Consider the following 16,221-nt stretch of genomic DNA (forward strand, 5'->3'; position numbering starts at 1 on the left):
AGCTCGATCTGCTTGGCGCTGCGCCAGAACGGCTCCTGCTCGTCGCTGAACAGGCGGCGCATCATGTGCCGACGGCTGCCGAGGTACACGTGAGCGACGTCGGTCTGCTCCTGGAACACCGACCGCATGAGCCGGGGCAACCCCGGATCGATGTCCACGATCTCCTGGAACTCGTCGAAGACCAGGGCGACCCGCCGCCCCCGGTCGGCGGCCAGGCGGGCAGGCAGCTCGAGCAGGCGTTCGAGCGTGTCGCTCACGTCCTGGGCCGGCGCCCCGGCGAGCTCGAAGCTGAACGACGGGGTCCCGTCGTCGGGGTCGATCGTGATCGTCGGCGTGATGCGCAGGCCCTGGAAGATCCGCAGCCGTTCCTTGGCCCGGACGATCGGCGTGGCGATCTCGTCATGGATCGCGCGGGCGAGCTTGTCCGCGAGCTTCGCCGGCGTGGGCGTCGTCATGAGGTTGACGTGCGCGACGAGCACCCGCTCGGTCACCAGGTGCTGCGCGGCCCGCCACACCAACGAGGTCTTTCCCAGCCGCCTGGGAGCCAGGACCACGACGTCCTGACCGTTGCGGATGTCCGCGACCAGCTCCTCGAGCTCGGCCTCGCGGTCGGTGAACGCCTCGTCGAGGGCGAGCGAGCCGAAGCGGAACGGGTTGAGGTCGTCGAGCTCTACTACGCTGATTGGCATAACGCTACTCAGCGTAACGCATGGAGGCGTAGTTGTCGTCGTTGTGAGGTGGTAGGGCGGTCGGCGGGTGCGAGGGGCCCCCGTTCTGGACACTCCAGCGTCTCCCTGTGGATCCGGGCGTTCCTGGACGGGCGAAGCGGAGGTCACGACGACCGGGCTGGAAGGGAGCGCGTCCGGAGCGCCGCGGAGTGCGAGCGTCCGACCCGCGGCGCCGGTACTCGGCCAAGGACCGCTCGACCGGCCTAAAGCTAGCCCTCACCGCGACCGGGACGCGGGAGCCGGGGGCGTGACGTCGTCCGGAGCGGCATCCGGTGGTCGACCGGAGGTCGACCACCGCAGCGGAGGGCGATGTCACGTTCCCGGCAACGATGTCGCGGTCGCCTCCCCCATCGCAGCGGAGGGCGATGTCACGCCCCCGCCCCCCGACGTCACCTCCCTACCTCACTCCCACTCGATCGTCCCGGGCGGCTTGGACGTGATGTCCAGCACGACCCGGTTGACCTCGCGCAACTCACCGATCATGCGGGCGGCGATCGTCTCGAGCAGGTCGTACGGCAGCCGGGCCCAGTCGGCGGTCATGGCGTCGTCACTGGTCACGGCGCGGATGACGACCACGTACCCGTAGGTGCGCTCGTCGCCCTGCACCCCGACCGTGCGCACGTCGGGCAGGACGCAGAACGACTGCCAGAGATCGCGATACAGGCCGGCCTTGCGGATCTCGTCCTGCAGGATCGCGTCGGCGTCGCGCAGCAGGTCCAGGCGCTCCTTCGTCGCCTCCCCGCCGACCACGCGGATCGCGAGGCCCGGACCGGGGAACGGCTGGCGCCAGACCAGCCGCTCGGGGAGGCCGAGCTCGGCGCCGACGGCACGGACCTCGTCCTTGAACAGCGCGCGCAGCGGCTCCACCAGCTCGAACTGCAGATCGTCGGGCAGCCCGCCGACGTTGTGGTGGGACTTGATGGTGGCGGCGCCCGTGCCGCCACCGGACTCGATGACGTCCGAGTACAGGGTGCCCTGGACGAGGTACTTGGCCCCTTCCTCGCCCTCCGCGAGCTTCAGCGCCTCCTCCTCGAACACCCGGATGAACTCGGTGCCGATGATCTTGCGCTTGGCCTCCGGCTCGGTGGTGCCGCGGAGCTTCGTGAGGAACCGCTCCTCCGCGTCGACCGCCACGAGCGGCACGTGGAAGGTGTCGCGGAACGTCTTGACGACCTGGTCGCCCTCGTTCTTGCGCATCATCCCGTGGTCGACGAACACGCAGGTGAGCTGGTCCCCGATCGCCCGGTGCACCAGCAGGGCGGCCACCGACGAGTCCACGCCGCCGGAGAGCCCGCAGATGACCTTGGCGTCCCCGACCTGCTCGCGGATCCGGGCAAGCTGCTCCTCGACGATCGACGCGGCGGACCACGTCATGTCGCAGCCGCAGACGTCCCGCAGGAAGTTCTTGAGGATGTCCTGGCCGAACGGCGTGTGGACGACCTCCGGGTGGAACTGGATGCCGAAGATGCCGCGCTCCAACGACTCGAACGCCGCGACGGGCGAGGCGCTCGACGACGCCAGGGCGGTGAACCCGGGCGGGGGCGCGAACACGGTGTCGCGGTGGCTCATCCAGCACGGCTGGCTGTCCGGCGTGCCCGCGAGGAGGGTTCCGTGCTCGCTGACGGTCAGCTCGCTCCGCCCGTACTCCCCCACCTCGGCGCTCTCGACCTTGCCTCCGAGGTCCAGGGCGACCAGCTGCATGCCGTAGCAGATGCCCAGCACCGGGATGCCGAGCTCGAGCAGCCGCTTGTCCAGCTTCGGCGCGTTCGGGGCATACACCGACGCCGGACCACCGGAGAGGATCAGCCCCTTGGGCTTGCGCCGGATGACCTCGTCGGCCCCGACGTGATGGGGCAGCAGCTCGCTGAAGACGCCGCACTCACGCACGCGACGGGCGATCAGCTGCGAGTACTGGCCGCCGTAGTCCAGGACGACGACCTCGTCGACGGACCGCGGCACCTCGATGGGTGCCGACTCGTCCGCCAGTTCGGTCGCCGCGGTCGCGGCGGTGGGGATCCCGTCGGTCGTCAACCCGCGGCCCTCGCCTACGCCTCGGCGAGGGTCGGGGTCTTGCCGGCGTCGGCGGCGCCGTTGGTCTCGGTGCCGGTCGAGTGGGCGCCGACCGCCGAACCACGGGAGCCCATCCCGACCTGCTGCGAGGTCTGCAGCAGCTTGCCCTCGGTCTGCAGCGACGGCGCGACGAGCACCTCGGCCCGGTTGAACTCGGCGAGATCCTGGTACCCGCAGGTCGCCATCGAGGTCCGCAGCGCGCCCATGAGGTTGAACGTGCCGTCGTTCTCGTGGGCGGGACCGCTGATGATCTCGGCCAGTGTGCCGTTCTGCACCGTCTGCACCCTGGCGCCGCGCGGAAGCGTCGGATGGAACGTCGCCATGCCCCAGTGGAAGCCCCGGCCCGGCGCCTCGTGGGCCCGGGCGAACGGCGACCCCACCATGACCGCATCGGCGCCGCAGGCGATCGCCTTGGAGATGTCTCCCCCGGTCCGCATGCCGCCGTCGGCGATCACCTGCACGTACTCACCGGTCTCCAGCATGTGGGTGGAGCGGGCCCCCGCGACGTCCGCGATGGCCGTGGCCTGGGGCACGCCCAGGCCGAGCACGCCACGTGTCGTACAGGCCGCGCCCGGACCGACGCCGACGAGGACGCCGGCCGCGCCCGTGCGCATCAGGTGCAGTCCGGTGTGGTAGCTGGCACAGCCGCCGACGATGACCGGCACCCCGACCTCGCGGATGAACTCCTTGAGGTTGAGGGGCTCGCTGGTCTGCGAGACGTGCTCCGCCGAGACGACCGTGCCCTGGATCACGAGGATGTCGAGGCCCGCGTCCAGCGCGAGCTCGTAGTAGGCGCCGACGCGCTGCGGCGTCAGCGACGCGGCGGTGACGACGCCCTGGTCCTTGATCTCCTTGACCCGCTTGGCGATCAGCTCGGGCTTGATCGGCTCCTGGTAGATCGCCTGCATCTCGCGGGTGGCGAGATCCTTGGGCAGCTTGGAGATCCGCTCGAGCTGCTCCTCGGCGTCCTCGTAGCGGGTGAAGATCCCCTCGAGGTTGAGCACGGCGAGACCGCCGAGCTTGCCGATGATGCCCGCCGTGCGCGGCGAGACGACCCCGTCCATCGCCGAGGCCAGCAGAGGCAGCTCGAAGCGGTAGGGACCCAGCTTCCAGCTGATGTCGACGTCGTCGGGGTCGCGTGTCCGACGTGACGGCACGATCGCGATGTCGTCGAATCCGTAGGCCCGACGGGCCTTCTTCCCGCGTCCGATCTCGATGTCCATGTGCCCGATCCTAGGTCTGAGGGGTGACGAAAAGACCCCGCGCATGCGGGGTCGTGAGGGGGTACCGACAGGCTGTGAGGCGGCAACTCACTGCTTCCGGCACGATAGCACCGGCCGCGGACGGTTCGGGGGCGAAGGACCTCGGTGGCAGCGCGCGGCGGCAGCGACCGCTACGAGACCTCGGCCGGGGCCGTGATCCGCTCGACCTCGACCTCCGGCAACAACCGCTCCACCTCGCGCGGTTCGATCAGACCGGCGCCCAGGCGGCGGGTCGACTCGGCGCCGCACGCGACCCCGAACCGCAGGCATTCGTCGGGGGAACTCCCGGTGTACCGCGCCGACACGTAGCCAGCAAGGAACGCGTCCCCCGACCCCACGGTCGCGACGGCGTCGCGCGGCTCGACCTTCACCCGCAGCAACTGCCGTTCGCCGTCCTTCTGCAGGGCCGCGACGCAGCCGTCAGGGGCGGTCATGATGGCCTCCCGCGCCCCGAGCTGGACCATCTCGCGGACCGCGATCACCTTGTCCTCGTCGTCGTTGAACTCGTGCCCGACGAGCTCCTCGGCCTCCAGGACGTTCGGCGAGATCAGGTCCGGCTCGGCCCGGACCGCATGACGCAAGGGCTCCCCGTCGGTGTCGACCATCACGAGGACGTCCATCCGGCGCAGCTCCCGCACCAGGCCGGCGTACACGTCGCCGTCCATCCCGCGCGGCAGCGAGCCCGCCAGGACGACGATGTCGGCTCCGCGCGCCAGGTACAGGAGCTTGTCGCGGAACAGCTCCACCTCCTTGGCGCTGACCGCCGGGCCACGCTCGTTGATCTCCGTCATGACGCCGTTGGTCGGGTCGTAGACCGCCGTGTTGGTCCGCGACTCCTCACGGATCCGCACGAAGTCGTTGAGGATCGACTCCTCGGTGAGCTGCTCGACGATGCGGGTCCCGGTGGGTCCGCCCTGGAACCCGGTGGCGATCACCGGCTGACCGAGCGTCTTCAGCGTCCGCGCCACGTTCACGCCCTTGCCGCCCGCCATGGTCGTCTGCTCGACCGTCCGGTGGCGGCGCCCGAGTCGGAAGCTCGGCACGCTCAACGACTTGTCGATCGCCGCGTTCAGGGTGACGGTGATGATCATGCGGTCTCGGTGCTGCCCCTCTGCGATGCGCCGCGAAGGCTGATCCGGCGCCGCAGCAGCAACAACAGGAGGCTACACCCGACCAGCGCCCCGATGAGGACTTTCGTCCCGGGCCTTCCGACGAAGTCCTGAAGGCGATCGGTGGCCGTCGCCTGCGCCACCTCGGTGGCGGTGACCAGCGGCACGCTATCCACGGTGCGCCCGCGGTAGCGCACCTCGATGGTGCCGACCCGCGTGCGCGCGGGCAGAGGCCCATCGACGGTCGCCGGCGCGTCGAGCACCCGCGTCGTCAACCGCTCGTCGCGGCGGGTGACCCGCTTGGATCCGCGGGCCGCGACCAGCGCGACCCGTTCGTCGTCGCGGTAGCGCAGGGTCGCCCGCGCCAGCGCCTGTCCCGTCTCGAGCGCACGCGTGACGCGATAGCGCCCGAGGCCGTAGCGCAGGAGGGCGGCGGTGTCGGTGACCCGCGTCTCCTCGCTGGGGGAGCCGAGCACGACGCTGACCACGGTCACCCCGTCACGCGAGCCGCTGCCGACCAGGACGTACCCGGCCTCGGAGGTCCGGCCCGTCTTGACCCCGTTGACGAACCCGTAGCGCTGCACCGCGAGGTTGCGGTTGCGCACGACCCGCTCGCGGGCGCCGCTGCGCAGCGTGGCCTTCTTCATGTCCATCGTGGCCCGGGCGAAGTCGTTGCGGCGCAGCACCAGCGCCAGCTTCGCGAGATCCGATGCGGTCGAGTAGTTGCCCGGCGTGTCGAGTCCGACCGGTGTCGCGAACCGCGTGTTGCGCAGGCCGATCTCCCGCGCCTTGGCGTTCATCATGCGCACGAATCCCGCGCGGGAACCGCCGATGCGGGTGGCGAGCGTCATCGCCGCGTCGTTCCCCGAGGCCAACAGCAGCCCGCGGAGCAGGTCGCGCACCGTCATGCGCTCGCCGGGTCGGAGCCCGATCTGCGACTCGACGGGAGCGGGGCGGTAGTCCGTGGCGGTGAGGACGTCGTCGAGCGACGCCTCGTCGAGCGCCACGAGCGCGGTCATCATCTTCGTGGTCGACGCGATCGCCCGCCGCTGATCGATGCGCTTGCCCACGACGATGTCGCCGGTCGCGGGCTCGACCAGGATGGCCGACGCGGCGTCCTTCAGCGACGGCGCCCGGGACGACGAACCCTGGGCCAGCGCGCCCGCGGGCGCCGCGGCGGCGAGGCCGAGCACCGTCAGGACGAGCGCCAGCAAGGTGACGAGCGGCGTCACCGGTCGAGCGGTATCCGGCGTGCTCATCGCGGGATCTTGATCTTCTGCCCGGTCCGCAGGGACTGCGGATCGAGGTCCGGATTCAGTTCGAGGATCGCGTCGAGCGAGACGCCCTTCTCCTCCGCGATGGCCGAGAGCACATCACCGGACTTGATCGTGTAGGTCGTGGTGCTGGGCCCGCTGGTGGTGCTCGTGCCGGTCGTCGTGCTCGTGCTCGTGTTCGTGCTCGTGCTCGTCTGCGACGGCACGGACTGCACGGCACGCGTGACGTCCGAGTCCGACGACGGCTTGATGATCACGTACACGGCGATGAACGAGGCGACGAGCGCCAACGGAGCGAGAAAACGGGCAGGGCTTCGGTACGGCACGTTCAGCGAAGGATAGGGAGCGATGCGGCACGACACGCGCTACGCAAGGGCCCATGCCACCTTCCGCAGACGCTCGGCCTCTGTCCGCGCCGCGTCCTGGGCCCGTCCCCCGGCCCCGCGCTCGGACGCCTGCACGATGGACCGTGACGCGGTGACCAGCCCGGCGGCGGGCCCGGGAAGCCAGGCCGGAGCGAGGTCCTCCACCCGTCCCCCCTGTGCGCCGACGCCCGGAAGCAGGAACACGGCGTCGGGCATCAGCTCGCGCATCCTCGCCACGTGCTCCGGGGCGGTCGCGCCGACGACGGCGCCGACGTCGGACAGGCCACGCGCGCCGACCCCTTCGCTGCCGACGTCCGCCACGAGCCGCGCGACCCGCTCCCACAGCGCGCCGCCGTCGGCGAGCCGGAGATCCTCCACGTCGGCGGCGCCGGGGTTGGACGTACGGACGAGGACGAAGACCCCGGCCCCGGCGGGTCGAGCGAGCTGCAGCAGGGAGCGGATCGTGTCCACTCCCATGTAGGGACTTGCGGTGATCGCGTCGGCACCGAGCCCCTGGACCTCGCCGAAGGGCGTCGGCGTCGAGCCCACCAGCGACTGGGCGTAGGCGGTCGCCGACACGTCGATGTCGCCGCGCTTGCCGTCGGCGAGCACCAGGAGTCCCGCGTCGTGCGCGGCGTCCACGGCCACCCCGAGCGCCATCCGCCCGGGCGCGCCGAGGCGCTCGAAGCACGCCAGCTGCGGCTTGATCGCCACGACCGCGGGGCCCACGGCGTCGATGACGGCGACGCAGTGCGCCGCGACCGCCAGCGCAGCGCGCTCGGCCGGCGGCCCGCCCGCCGGTGCCGCGTCGTGCGATCCCGGCCACAGGTGGGCCGGGTCGGGGTCGAGCCCGAGCACGATCTGCGACTGGCGGGCCTCGACCGCCTCCGCGATCCGGTCGCCGAACGTCCGGCCGGACGCGGTCGATCCCATCGACGCGCTCAGGACTTGACGGCCTTCTTCAACGCCGTGCCGGCCGTGAACTTCGGGGCCTTCGACGCCGCGATCTGGATCCGCTCGCCGGTGCGCGGGTTGACGCCTTCGCGGGCGCTGCGGGCGGTGACGTGGAACTTGCCGAACCCCGAGAACGCGACCTCGTCCCCGGAGGAGAGGGTCTCCTCGATGGTCTTCAGCACCGCTTCCACCGCGGCTGCGGCATCGCGCTTGGCGAGACCGGAGGTCCCGGCGACCTTCTCGACGAACTCCGACTTGGTCACTGCAACCTCCCTTGGGCTGGCGTTGACGGAGGCGAACGTACCAGCGCGGCCGGACACGCCCGAGGTCCGGGGGGTGTGGCACGATGACGTGGTGCCGCTCGACCGCATCGCCTGGACCGTCACCGTCGCGATCTGCGCGGTCGCCGTGCTCCTCCTGCTGCTGGCCGGCTACCAGGGGTACGCCGCGGTGACGGGCGCGGTCGGCCTGTCCGCGGCGATCAACCTCCGCTGAGGCGCTCGAGCCAGGGCAGCAGCAGCCGTGCCGCGTGGCCGCGGTGGCTGATCGCGTCCTTCTCCGCCACCGACAGCTCCGCCATCGTGCGGGGACGCGGCCCGGATCCGTGCGCGATCGGGTCGTCGGGAACGAACGCCGGGTCGTAGCCGAACCCGCCCTCGCCGCGCGGCTCCGGATCCAGCGTGCCGGTGCACCGTCCCTCGAACACCGCCTCGCGCGGACGTTCCGGGCCGCCCGGTCCGGTCGGATCGACGACGGCGATGGCGCACACGTAGGCGAGCGCGCTGCCCGCGGGCGCTTCGCGCAGCAGCTTCGCGAGGTTGTCCGCGTCGCTCGCGTGCGGGCCGGCGTACCGGGCGGAGTACACGCCGGGCGCCCCGTCCAGCGCCGCGGCCTCGATCCCCGAGTCGTCGGCGATCGCCACGACGCCCAGCGCCGCCGCGGCCGCTCGCGCCTTCCCGAGGGCGTTCTCCGCGAACGTCGTGCCCGTCTCCGGCGGCAGCACGACATCGTCGGGGAGCGGCACCACCTCGTGCGGGGCCAGCAGCGCCGCGAACTCGCGGGCCTTGTGGGCGTTGCGGGTGGCGAGCACGAGGCGCACGGCGTCGCCTCAGCCCCGAGCCGCGGCGAGCGCGGCCTCCTGCAGCTCGTGCAAGCGCTCGATGCCCGCTGCGGCCAGCGCGAGGAGGTCATCGAGGTGCGCCCGCGACAGCGGGGTCCGCTCGGCCGTCGCCTGGACCTCCACCAGGCCACCGTCACCGGTCATCACCACGTTGGCGTCGACCTCCGCGCCGGAGTCCTCCGGGTAGTCGAGGTCCAGCAGCGGCACGCCGCCGACGATGCCGCAGCTGACCGCGGCCACCGACCCCGTGAGTGGCGTGCGCTCCAGCAGGCCGTCGCCGAGCAGGCGCTGCGCCGCGAGGGCGAGTGCGACATAGGCCCCGGTGATCGACGCGCACCGCGTCCCGCCGTCGGCCTGCAGGACGTCGCAGTCGAGGTACACCGTCCGCTCCCCCAGGACCTCGAAGTCCACCACGCCGCGGACCGAGCGCCCGATCAGGCGCTGGATCTCGACGGTTCGCCCGTCGGCCCGCCCCTTGGTGACGTCGCGCGGCTTGCGGCGGTTCGTCGAGGCGGGCAGCATGCCGTACTCGGCGGTCACCCACCCCGTGCCCCGCCCGCGCATCCACGACGGCACCGACTCCTCGACCGACGCGGTGCAGATCACCCGGGTGGAGCCGATGCTGATGAGCACCGATCCAGCGGCGCTGGGGACGAAGTGCGGCTCGATCGTCACGGGTCGCAGCGCGTCGGGGGCGCGGCCACCGGCGCGGGAGGGAGCGGCGGTCATCCCCGCAGGATCGCGTCGGCGTCGGACATCGGGAGCACCTGGGTCACCGGACCGAGCGGCAGTTGCAGGAATCGGGTTCCGAGGGCCCGGAACGCCTCCGGATCGCCGGTGGACAGGAACGAGTACCGGCCCTCCCCCGTCCTGCGGGTGTCGAGCCCTCGGGACGCCAGCGCGTGCATGGCCTGACGGGCCAGGGCGGCGCCCGAGGTGACGATCTGCACGTCCCGACCAAGCGCGCGTTGCAGGAGCGGCCGTACGAGTGGGTAGTGCGTGCACCCCAGGATCACCGTGTCCACGCGAGCCTCCAGGAGCGGAGCGCACGCGCCGCGGACGACCTCGACGAGACGGTCGTCGAACAGCTCGCCGCCCGCGCCGCCCGACTGGATGATCGGTGCGAGGTCCGGGCAGGCGACCGACGTGAGCGTGACGTGGGGATCGGCGCCGGTGACCGCGGCGTCGTAGGCGCCGGACGCGACCGTCGTCGGTGTCGCGAGCAGGCCGATGCGGCCGCTGCGCGTCGTCGACACGGCCTGCAGCGCCTCGGGCCGGACGACCCCGATCACGTCGACACCCAGCGTCGTCTGCAGCATCCGCTCCTGCAGCGCGGGGAGGGCGGCCGCGGTAGCCGAGTTGCACGCGACGACGAGGAGCTTCACCCGGCGGCGCAGGAGTTCCTCGGCGATCTGCATCGCGAACTCCTGGAGTTCCGCGCCCGTGCGCTCGCCGTAGGGGAACCGGGCCGTGTCCCCGAGGTAGACGAAGTCCTCCTCCGGCAACGACACGAGCAGTTCGTGCAGCACCGTGAGGCCTCCCACCCCGGAGTCGAACACGCCGATCGGACGGTCGCGGGGATCGGTGGGTGGCTCGGTCGGTGCGGCGGGCGGCACGAGCGCCAGTCTAGGCGCCACGGCCGCGCCGCCCCGCCGCGGTCAGCCCTTGGCGTCCTGGCCCCCCACGCTGTCGATCGCCTGCTTGAGCTCGTCCACCACCTTCTTCGCGATACCCGCGTCGCCGTTCTTGCGGCCGGCCACGACGACGGTCGCCAGGACGCCCGCGACCAACAGGATCAGCGCGACGTACTCGACGGTGCCCTGACCGGCGTCGGCGCGCAGGCGGGTCAGGGTGTGGTGCAGGCCGGCGTGGGCGCGGCCCATCAGTCGGTATCCCATGAGGTGCTCCTCGGGTCGTGGTGTTGGTCCCGCCACTTCACGAGGAGCCGGGTGACGGAACAAGACGCAGGTGTTGCGCCTCCGCGACCCCGGAGCGCCTTCTTCCGTGACGCGTGTCGCGGAGAACCGAGGGCGTCCCGGGGGCATCGGTTCGAGTCAGGTCGGGTACAGTCGTCGCAGGCGCCGACGTCGGCGCCTGCACGCATATGAGAGGCCTTCTGACACGCCGTAGCAGGACCGCCGGTCCGGCCCCCGAGCCCGCAAGCGCGCCCGATCAGGGCCCGGCGGGACTCGAGCCGCAGGACCCCGCCGTCCCGCCGGAACCGAGCTTCAAGGACCGCGGTCGCCTGCGTCGGCGGCTGCGCCACCTGCGCCGGGTCCGCGAGCTCGGCTTCCGCGATCTCGGTGGGCTCGTCTTCGACCTCCACCGGTTCGGGCGCAGGGGTGACGCCCTCGTCGCGCAGAAGCTCAACGCGCTGGCGGCGGTGGACCGCGAGCTCCGCGCCCTCGAGCGGGCGCTGCAGGACCAGCGTCCCTTCCACGAGCTCCGGGAGCCGGGGCTGGCCGCCTGTCCGCGGTGCGCCGCGATCCACGGGAGCGACGCCCGCTTCTGCCCGGCGTGCGGGACCAACCTGCGCGGCCCGCTCGCCGTCGGCGAGGTCGGCGCCACCAGCCCCCCGCCCTCCCAGGTGATCGCCGCTCCCGCGGGCGCGGCGCTCCCCACCCCGGCGTCCGCGGACGACGCCCAGCCCCCCACCGCCCCGGCGGTCGTGACGGAGGCGCAGGCCGGGTCCACCCCGGTATCCACGGCCCTGGAGAGCGAGGGCCAGCCGACCGAGGGCATCCCGGCGGTCGAGCAGCCCGACGCGCCCGCGACGCCGAGCGACCAGCAGGACGCGGAGCGCCCGCCCTCCGAGGCCCACGGTCCCGACGACATCACCGTGGTGCAGCGCCCCGGCGACGCGGCGACGTGAGCACGCCGACGCCGCCCGGATCACCGCCGCCGGGCACGGTCCGCTGCCCGCGCTGCGGAGCCTCCGTCGGTCCGGACCAGGACTGGTGCCTGACGTGCGGAGCGGCGGCGCGCACGCGCCTGGCCGCAACACCGAACTGGCGGCTGCCGGTGGTGCTCCTCGCCGGCGTCGCGACCGCCGCCCTCGTCGCGCTCGTCGTCGCCTTCGCCGCCCTGACCGGCGGCGACGACGGCGAGACCGGCGTCACCCCGACCCCGACCGCGGCGTCCACCCCACCACCGGCCGCGACGCCGGCGCCGACCGCGCCCCCGACGGGCCCGACGGGGCCCACCGGCGTCGCCGGAGCGCCGACCGGTACACCCGGCGCCGCGGGCATCCCGACGGGGCCGACGGGAGCCGAGGGCGCCGCGTCCGGTGGCGCCGCCGCTCCAGCGGCGCCCGGAGAGGCCGGTCCCGCCGAGGACCAGGCCTCGCCCTAGTCCCCTCGGACCAGCGCCGGCCAGTGCTCGGCGAGGCGCTCCCGCGCCGCCGCGGCCAGCGGGTGGTCCTCGACCTCCGGGGCTCCACCGTGCTCCTCGGCGCCGATCGCCTCGAGCGTGACCGTCATGCCGCGCGCGAGCGCCCCCAGGTCGTAGCCACCCTCCAGCAGCACGCCGACCGGGACCCCGATCTCGTCGGAGACGGCCCGCATCGTCGCGGCCATCGTCGCGTACCCGTCGTCGCTGACCGTGCACCCGGCGAGCGGATCGTCCGCGTGCGCGTCGAACCCGGCGGAGATCAGCACCAGGTCGGGCCGGTAGGCGCGCACGAGCGGTGCGGCGACGTGCGCGACGAGCGCCGTGAACTCGGCGTCCCCGGAGCCCTCGGGCACGGGCAGGTTCACCGTGTAGCCGGCGCCGCTGCCCGTCCCGATCTGGGACGCCGGTCCCGTGCCCGGATAGAGCGGTGACTCGTGGATCGAGATGAACAGCACCTCGTCGGTCCCGCGGAACACGTCCTCGGTCCCGTTGCCGTGGTGGACGTCCCAGTCGAGGATCAGGACGCGTCGGGCTCCATGGGCGTCCCGGGCGCGACGGGCAGCAACCGCCACCGAGTTGAAGAGGCAGAAGCCCATCGCCCGACCGACCTCCGCATGGTGCCCCGGCGGACGGTGCACCGAGGCACCGGCCGGCCGGCCCTCGCCGAGCAGCGCGTCGACGAGCGCCGCGGCGCCACCCGCGGCATGGGCGGCCGCGGTGAACGACTCCGGGCTGCAGACGGTGTCCCCGTCGATCCACCCGCCACCGTTCTCGCACAGCTGCCGGATCCGATCGACGTGTGCCTGCGGGTGCACGGCGGTGAGCAGCGCGTCGTCGGCCGCCGGCGAGGACCGCGCCTCGAAGCCCAGGCCTCCTCGCGCGGCGATCGCCGCGTCGATCGCCTCGATGCGGGCCGCGCGCTCCGGGTGCGTGCCGGTGTTGTGCTCCCGCGACGACGGGTGGCGGAAGAGGACGGGAGCCGAGGTCCGGGCGGGCATCGGGGATACGGTACCCGGGTGCCCGACCCGCACCTACACGAGACCGAGATCGCGGTGGTCGGCGCCGGGGGCGCCGGGCTCTACGCCGCCCTGACCGCCGCCCGCGCCGGTGCACGCGTGACGTTGGTCAGCGCCACGCCGCTCGCCTTCACGTCCAGCTACTGGGCACAGGGCGGGATCGCGGCGGCCCTCGCCGCCGAGGACTCGCCCGACCTCCACCGCCGGGACACGGAGATCGCGGGCCGCGACCTGGTGCGTCGCAGCGCGGCGAACGTCCTCGTCCGCGAGGCACCCGGAGTCGTGGAGGACCTCCAGCGGCTCGGTGTCCGGTTCGACGCCGACCGCCACGGACGCCTCGCACTCGGGCTCGAGGGCGGGCACTCGGTCCGCCGCGTCGTCCACGCCGGGGGATCGGCGACGGGACGGCGCGTGCTGCGCACGCTCTCGGCGGTGGTCGCGGAGGAGCCGAACATCACCGTGTTCGAGGGGGCGCGCGTGTCGGCCGTGTGGACCGACGCGGGGCGCGCCGTCGGCCTGGTCTGCGAGGACGGGCGCGCAGTCCGCGCCCGGGCGACGATCCTGGCCACGGGAGGCGCGGCGGCGCTGTGGTCCCGGACGACGAATCCGCCCGGTTCGCTGGGCATCGGGCTGATGCTCGCCCACCAGGCCGGCGCGGCGCTCGCCGACCTCGAGTTCGTCCAGTTCCACCCGACCGCGGTGACCGGGATACCGGGACGTGACGGCTTCCTGGTGACCGAGGCGATCCGCGGCGAGGGCGCAACGCTGCACGACGCCCACGGCGAGCGCTTCGTGGAGGAGCTCGCCCCGCGTGACGAGGTCGCGCGAGCCATCCGGGCGACCATGACCGCCCAGGGGACGACGCACGTCGGACTCGACATGCGCGGCGTCGACCCGAGCAAGTTCCCCAACGTCGTGGAGGCGCTGCAGGAGTCGGGCCTGGATCCGGTCACGGAGCTCGTCCCGGTCGCCCCCGCCGCGCACTACGTCATGGGCGGCGTCGTCACCGACCTCGACGGGGCATCCACGGTTCCCGGGCTCTACGCGATCGGCGAGACGGCGTGCACGGGGTTGCACGGAGCGAACCGGCTGGCGTCGAACTCCCTGACCGAGTGCTTCGTCCTCGGAGCGCGGGCGGCCCAGGCCGGGCTCTCGGAGCCCGTCCCGCGCCCGGCCACCGCGCTGCCGCCCCCGCCGCGCGACGTCAGGATCACGCTGCCCTCGCGCGAGACGCAGGCCGCGCTCTGGGAGCACGCCGGCATCGAGCGCAGTGCCGAGGGGCTCGCGCCGCTGCTGGACGACCCGCACCCGCTCGCCCGGCTCGTCGCGCGGTGCGGGCTCCTGCGCGAGGAGAGCCGGGGAGCCCACCGCCGGACCGACTTCCCCGAGACCGACGCCGCGCTCGACCACCGTCACGCGGTCGTCCACGCGGACGAGGACCCCGTGTTCGAGCACTGGTCCTGAGTCGCGATCTGGTCCCCGCCACCGGGCGGACCTCGGCCGACACGACGCGGGTTTCCGGGCCATCAGGTTCCGCAGGTGGACGAGCCACCGCTTAACGCGAACTCAACATTGCGCTCGTTTCAGCGTTCACACGCTCCAGCGACCATGGTCGTCGGCCAAGGGCCGTGGACGGGGGAACCAGTCGGGAAGAGGAGGAGCAGGGCCGCTCATGTACCAGTTCAGTCGAGCCATCTATCGAGAGTTGTCGCCGCTCATCGACGACGCTGTCTCCACCGCGTGCGCGCACAGCCCACACGGTGCCGTGCTCGCCGCCTGCGAGGCGTCGATGAACCGTCTCGCCACCGATCGTCACTACTTCGCGCGACCTGCGCGGACGCTGTTCAACGACATCCGGGTCCACTTCCCGATGCAGGCACAGGCCCGCGTCTGGCTGGTGGTCCAGCGCTACATCGCGTGCGCTGAGGAGTACGTCGACCGGCAGCCCAAGCGCGGGGTCGACGCCAACGGCAACCCGCTCGAATGCCGTGCCACCACGCGGCGCGGCACGCCGTGCCAGCGCGAGCCGCTGCCCCGCAACGGGTACTGCCCGTCGCACCAGCATCTCGCCGAGACCGAGACGGTCGAGGCGGCTCCCCTGGCGGCCTGAGCACGCCGGCAGCGTCGGCGCGCCCCGCTCGCGCGTACGCTGCCCGCATGCTGTTGGGCGTCGACGTCGGAGGCACCTTCACGGACGCGGTCCTCGTGGACGGCGTCCGCGTCATCACCGCGAAGACCGCGAGCACCCCGGACGACCAGTCCCGCGGCGTCCTCGCGGCCGTAGAGTCGGCGCTCGCCGCGGCGGGCAGCGAGCCGGACGCCGTCAGCGTGTTCGCCCACGGCATGACGGTCGCCACCAACGCGCTGCTCGAGGGCGTCGGAGCCCGCACGGCACTGGTCGCGACGGAGGGCTTCACCGACGTCGTCGAGCTCGGCCGCCAGGACCGCGCCGACCTCTACCGCCTCTGCCGGCCGCACCCGGAGCCGCTCGTCCCGCCATCGCGCCGGGTGGCCGCTCCGGAGCGCATCGCCGCCGACGGCACCGTGCTGCGCGGGCTCGACGACGAGGGTGCCGCGCGGGTCGCGCAGGCGGTCGCCGAGACCCGTCCGGAGGCGGTCGCGGTGTGCCTGCTGCACGCCGACCGCCATCCGGAGCACGAGCAGCGGATCGCCCAGGCGCTCACCGACCGGCTCCCCGGCGTCCACGTCTCGCTGAGCCACGCGGTCGTCGGCACCTTCCGCGAGGCGGAGCGCGCCGCGACCACCGAGGTCGACGCGGCCCTCTCCCCGCTGCTCCGGGACTACCTGCGGCAACTCCTCGCGCGTGCCGGCGCCGTCGGGCTGCCCGAGCCGTCGATCATGCAGAGCAGCGGTGGCCTGACGACCGCGGCGGCTGCCTCGGAGCACGCCGCGTTCACCGTGTTGAGCGGTCC

General features: G+C 73.0%; 18 protein-coding genes and 1 pseudogene. 6 read left to right on the forward strand and 13 right to left on the reverse strand.

Features of this window, described 5'->3' with window-relative positions; all coding sequences use genetic code 11:
• From ABYE80_RS07300 to ABYE80_RS07335, 8 genes and pseudogenes are all read right to left on the reverse strand, one after another.
• The coding region (locus ABYE80_RS07300; protein ID WP_372789611.1) for an ATP-binding protein at positions 1-689 on the reverse strand (689 nt) is incomplete at its 3' end.
• Between the two features lie 441 nt (positions 690-1,130).
• Positions 1,131-2,714: a glutamine-hydrolyzing GMP synthase gene (gene guaA, locus ABYE80_RS07305; RefSeq protein ID WP_372789628.1), complete on the reverse strand. Its 1,584-nt coding sequence runs from the start codon at positions 2,712-2,714 to the stop codon at positions 1,131-1,133.
• Positions 2,715-2,917: 203 nt separating this feature from the next.
• Positions 2,918-4,021 (reverse strand): annotated as a pseudogene (locus ABYE80_RS07310) (GuaB3 family IMP dehydrogenase-related protein); the annotation flags it as partial.
• Positions 4,022-4,191: 170 nt separating this feature from the next.
• A complete protein-coding gene (locus ABYE80_RS07315; RefSeq protein ID WP_372789612.1) occupies positions 4,192-5,151 on the reverse strand; it encodes a 1-phosphofructokinase family hexose kinase in 960 nt (319 codons plus the stop codon).
• Entirely contained in the window at positions 5,148-6,428 is a 1,281-nt protein-coding gene (locus ABYE80_RS07320) for a D-alanyl-D-alanine carboxypeptidase family protein (protein WP_372789613.1), read from the reverse strand. Before ABYE80_RS07320 ends, ABYE80_RS07315 begins: the two co-directional genes overlap by 4 nt.
• Entirely contained in the window at positions 6,425-6,733 is a 309-nt protein-coding gene (locus tag ABYE80_RS07325; RefSeq protein WP_372789614.1) for a LysM peptidoglycan-binding domain-containing protein, read from the reverse strand. The genes ABYE80_RS07320 and ABYE80_RS07325 overlap by 4 nt, the downstream gene beginning before the upstream one ends.
• 75 nt (positions 6,734-6,808) lie before the next feature.
• The gene (pyrF, locus tag ABYE80_RS07330) at positions 6,809-7,741 is read right to left on the reverse strand and encodes an orotidine-5'-phosphate decarboxylase (RefSeq protein ID WP_372789615.1); all 933 of its coding nucleotides are present in this window, start codon (positions 7,739-7,741) and stop codon (positions 6,809-6,811) included.
• Between the two features lie 8 nt (positions 7,742-7,749).
• Positions 7,750-8,025 (reverse strand): HU family DNA-binding protein, encoded by a 276-nt coding sequence (locus ABYE80_RS07335; protein ID WP_372789616.1) that lies wholly within the window; start codon positions 8,023-8,025, stop codon positions 7,750-7,752.
• A 91-nt stretch (positions 8,026-8,116) separates the two neighbouring features.
• Here ABYE80_RS07335 and ABYE80_RS07340 point away from each other — a divergent pair, with 91 nt between their 5' ends.
• Positions 8,117-8,257: a hypothetical protein gene (locus tag ABYE80_RS07340; protein ID WP_372789617.1), complete on the forward strand. Its 141-nt coding sequence runs from the start codon at positions 8,117-8,119 to the stop codon at positions 8,255-8,257.
• Here the strand turns inward: ABYE80_RS07340 and ABYE80_RS07345 are convergent.
• The 4 genes from ABYE80_RS07345 to ABYE80_RS07360 are packed head-to-tail and all read right to left on the reverse strand — an operon-like array spanning position 8,244 to position 10,780.
• Positions 8,244-8,861: a non-canonical purine NTP pyrophosphatase gene (locus ABYE80_RS07345; protein ID WP_372789618.1), complete on the reverse strand. Its 618-nt coding sequence runs from the start codon at positions 8,859-8,861 to the stop codon at positions 8,244-8,246. The genes ABYE80_RS07340 and ABYE80_RS07345 overlap by 14 nt on opposite strands.
• Positions 8,862-8,870: 9 nt before the next feature.
• A complete protein-coding gene (rph, locus tag ABYE80_RS07350) occupies positions 8,871-9,611 on the reverse strand; it encodes a ribonuclease PH (RefSeq protein ID WP_372789619.1) in 741 nt (246 codons plus the stop codon).
• A complete protein-coding gene (murI, locus tag ABYE80_RS07355) occupies positions 9,608-10,498 on the reverse strand; it encodes a glutamate racemase (protein WP_372789620.1) in 891 nt (296 codons plus the stop codon). Before murI ends, rph begins: the two co-directional genes overlap by 4 nt.
• 42 nt (positions 10,499-10,540) lie before the next feature.
• Positions 10,541-10,780, reverse strand: coding sequence for a hypothetical protein (locus ABYE80_RS07360; protein WP_372789621.1), 240 nt, complete (start codon positions 10,778-10,780; stop codon positions 10,541-10,543).
• A 206-nt stretch (positions 10,781-10,986) separates the two neighbouring features.
• On the opposite strand from ABYE80_RS07360, the gene ABYE80_RS07365 reads away from it, so the two are divergent.
• Together ABYE80_RS07365 and ABYE80_RS07370 are read left to right on the forward strand one after the other, a co-directional pair.
• Positions 10,987-11,754 (forward strand): hypothetical protein, encoded by a 768-nt coding sequence (locus ABYE80_RS07365; RefSeq protein WP_372789622.1) that lies wholly within the window; start codon positions 10,987-10,989, stop codon positions 11,752-11,754.
• Entirely contained in the window at positions 11,751-12,233 is a 483-nt protein-coding gene (locus ABYE80_RS07370) for a hypothetical protein (RefSeq protein WP_372789623.1), read from the forward strand. The genes ABYE80_RS07365 and ABYE80_RS07370 overlap by 4 nt, the downstream gene beginning before the upstream one ends.
• On the opposite strand, the gene ABYE80_RS07375 is transcribed toward ABYE80_RS07370, so the two are convergent.
• Entirely contained in the window at positions 12,230-13,270 is a 1,041-nt protein-coding gene (locus ABYE80_RS07375; protein ID WP_372789624.1) for a histone deacetylase, read from the reverse strand. The two genes, ABYE80_RS07370 and ABYE80_RS07375, sit on opposite strands and share 4 nt — an antisense overlap.
• Before the next feature lie 18 nt (positions 13,271-13,288).
• Here ABYE80_RS07375 and ABYE80_RS07380 point away from each other — a divergent pair, with 18 nt between their 5' ends.
• From ABYE80_RS07380 to ABYE80_RS07390, 3 genes are all read left to right on the forward strand, one after another.
• Entirely contained in the window at positions 13,289-14,752 is a 1,464-nt protein-coding gene (locus ABYE80_RS07380) for an L-aspartate oxidase (RefSeq protein WP_372789625.1), read from the forward strand.
• Positions 14,753-14,993: 241 nt separating this feature from the next.
• Entirely contained in the window at positions 14,994-15,398 is a 405-nt protein-coding gene (locus ABYE80_RS07385) for a hypothetical protein (RefSeq protein WP_372789626.1), read from the forward strand.
• 47 nt (positions 15,399-15,445) lie between these two features.
• A partial coding sequence (locus ABYE80_RS07390; protein WP_372789627.1) for a hydantoinase/oxoprolinase N-terminal domain-containing protein occupies positions 15,446-16,221 on the forward strand: 776 nt, incomplete at its 3' end.

The sequence above is a fragment of the Paraconexibacter sp. genome (assembly GCF_041602235.1).
Lineage (GTDB): Bacteria > Actinomycetota > Thermoleophilia > Solirubrobacterales > Solirubrobacteraceae > Paraconexibacter.

Excerpts from the sequence above, each read along its gene's own strand:
- ABYE80_RS07315 (WP_372789612.1), bottom strand. The coding sequence starts at position 5,151 with ATGATCATCACCGTCACCCTGAACGCGGCGATCGACAAGTCGTTGAGC.
- ABYE80_RS07320 (WP_372789613.1), bottom strand. The coding sequence starts at position 6,428 with ATGAGCACGCCGGATACCGCTCGACCGGTGACGCCGCTCGTCACCTTG.
- pyrF (WP_372789615.1), bottom strand. The coding sequence starts at position 7,741 with ATGGGATCGACCGCGTCCGGCCGGACGTTCGGCGACCGGATCGCGGAG.
- rph (WP_372789619.1), bottom strand. The coding sequence starts at position 9,611 with ATGACCGCCGCTCCCTCCCGCGCCGGTGGCCGCGCCCCCGACGCGCTG.
- ABYE80_RS07360 (WP_372789621.1), bottom strand. The coding sequence starts at position 10,780 with ATGGGATACCGACTGATGGGCCGCGCCCACGCCGGCCTGCACCACACC.
- ABYE80_RS07365 (WP_372789622.1), top strand. The coding sequence starts at position 10,987 with ATGAGAGGCCTTCTGACACGCCGTAGCAGGACCGCCGGTCCGGCCCCC.
- ABYE80_RS07375 (WP_372789624.1), bottom strand. The coding sequence starts at position 13,270 with ATGCCCGCCCGGACCTCGGCTCCCGTCCTCTTCCGCCACCCGTCGTCG.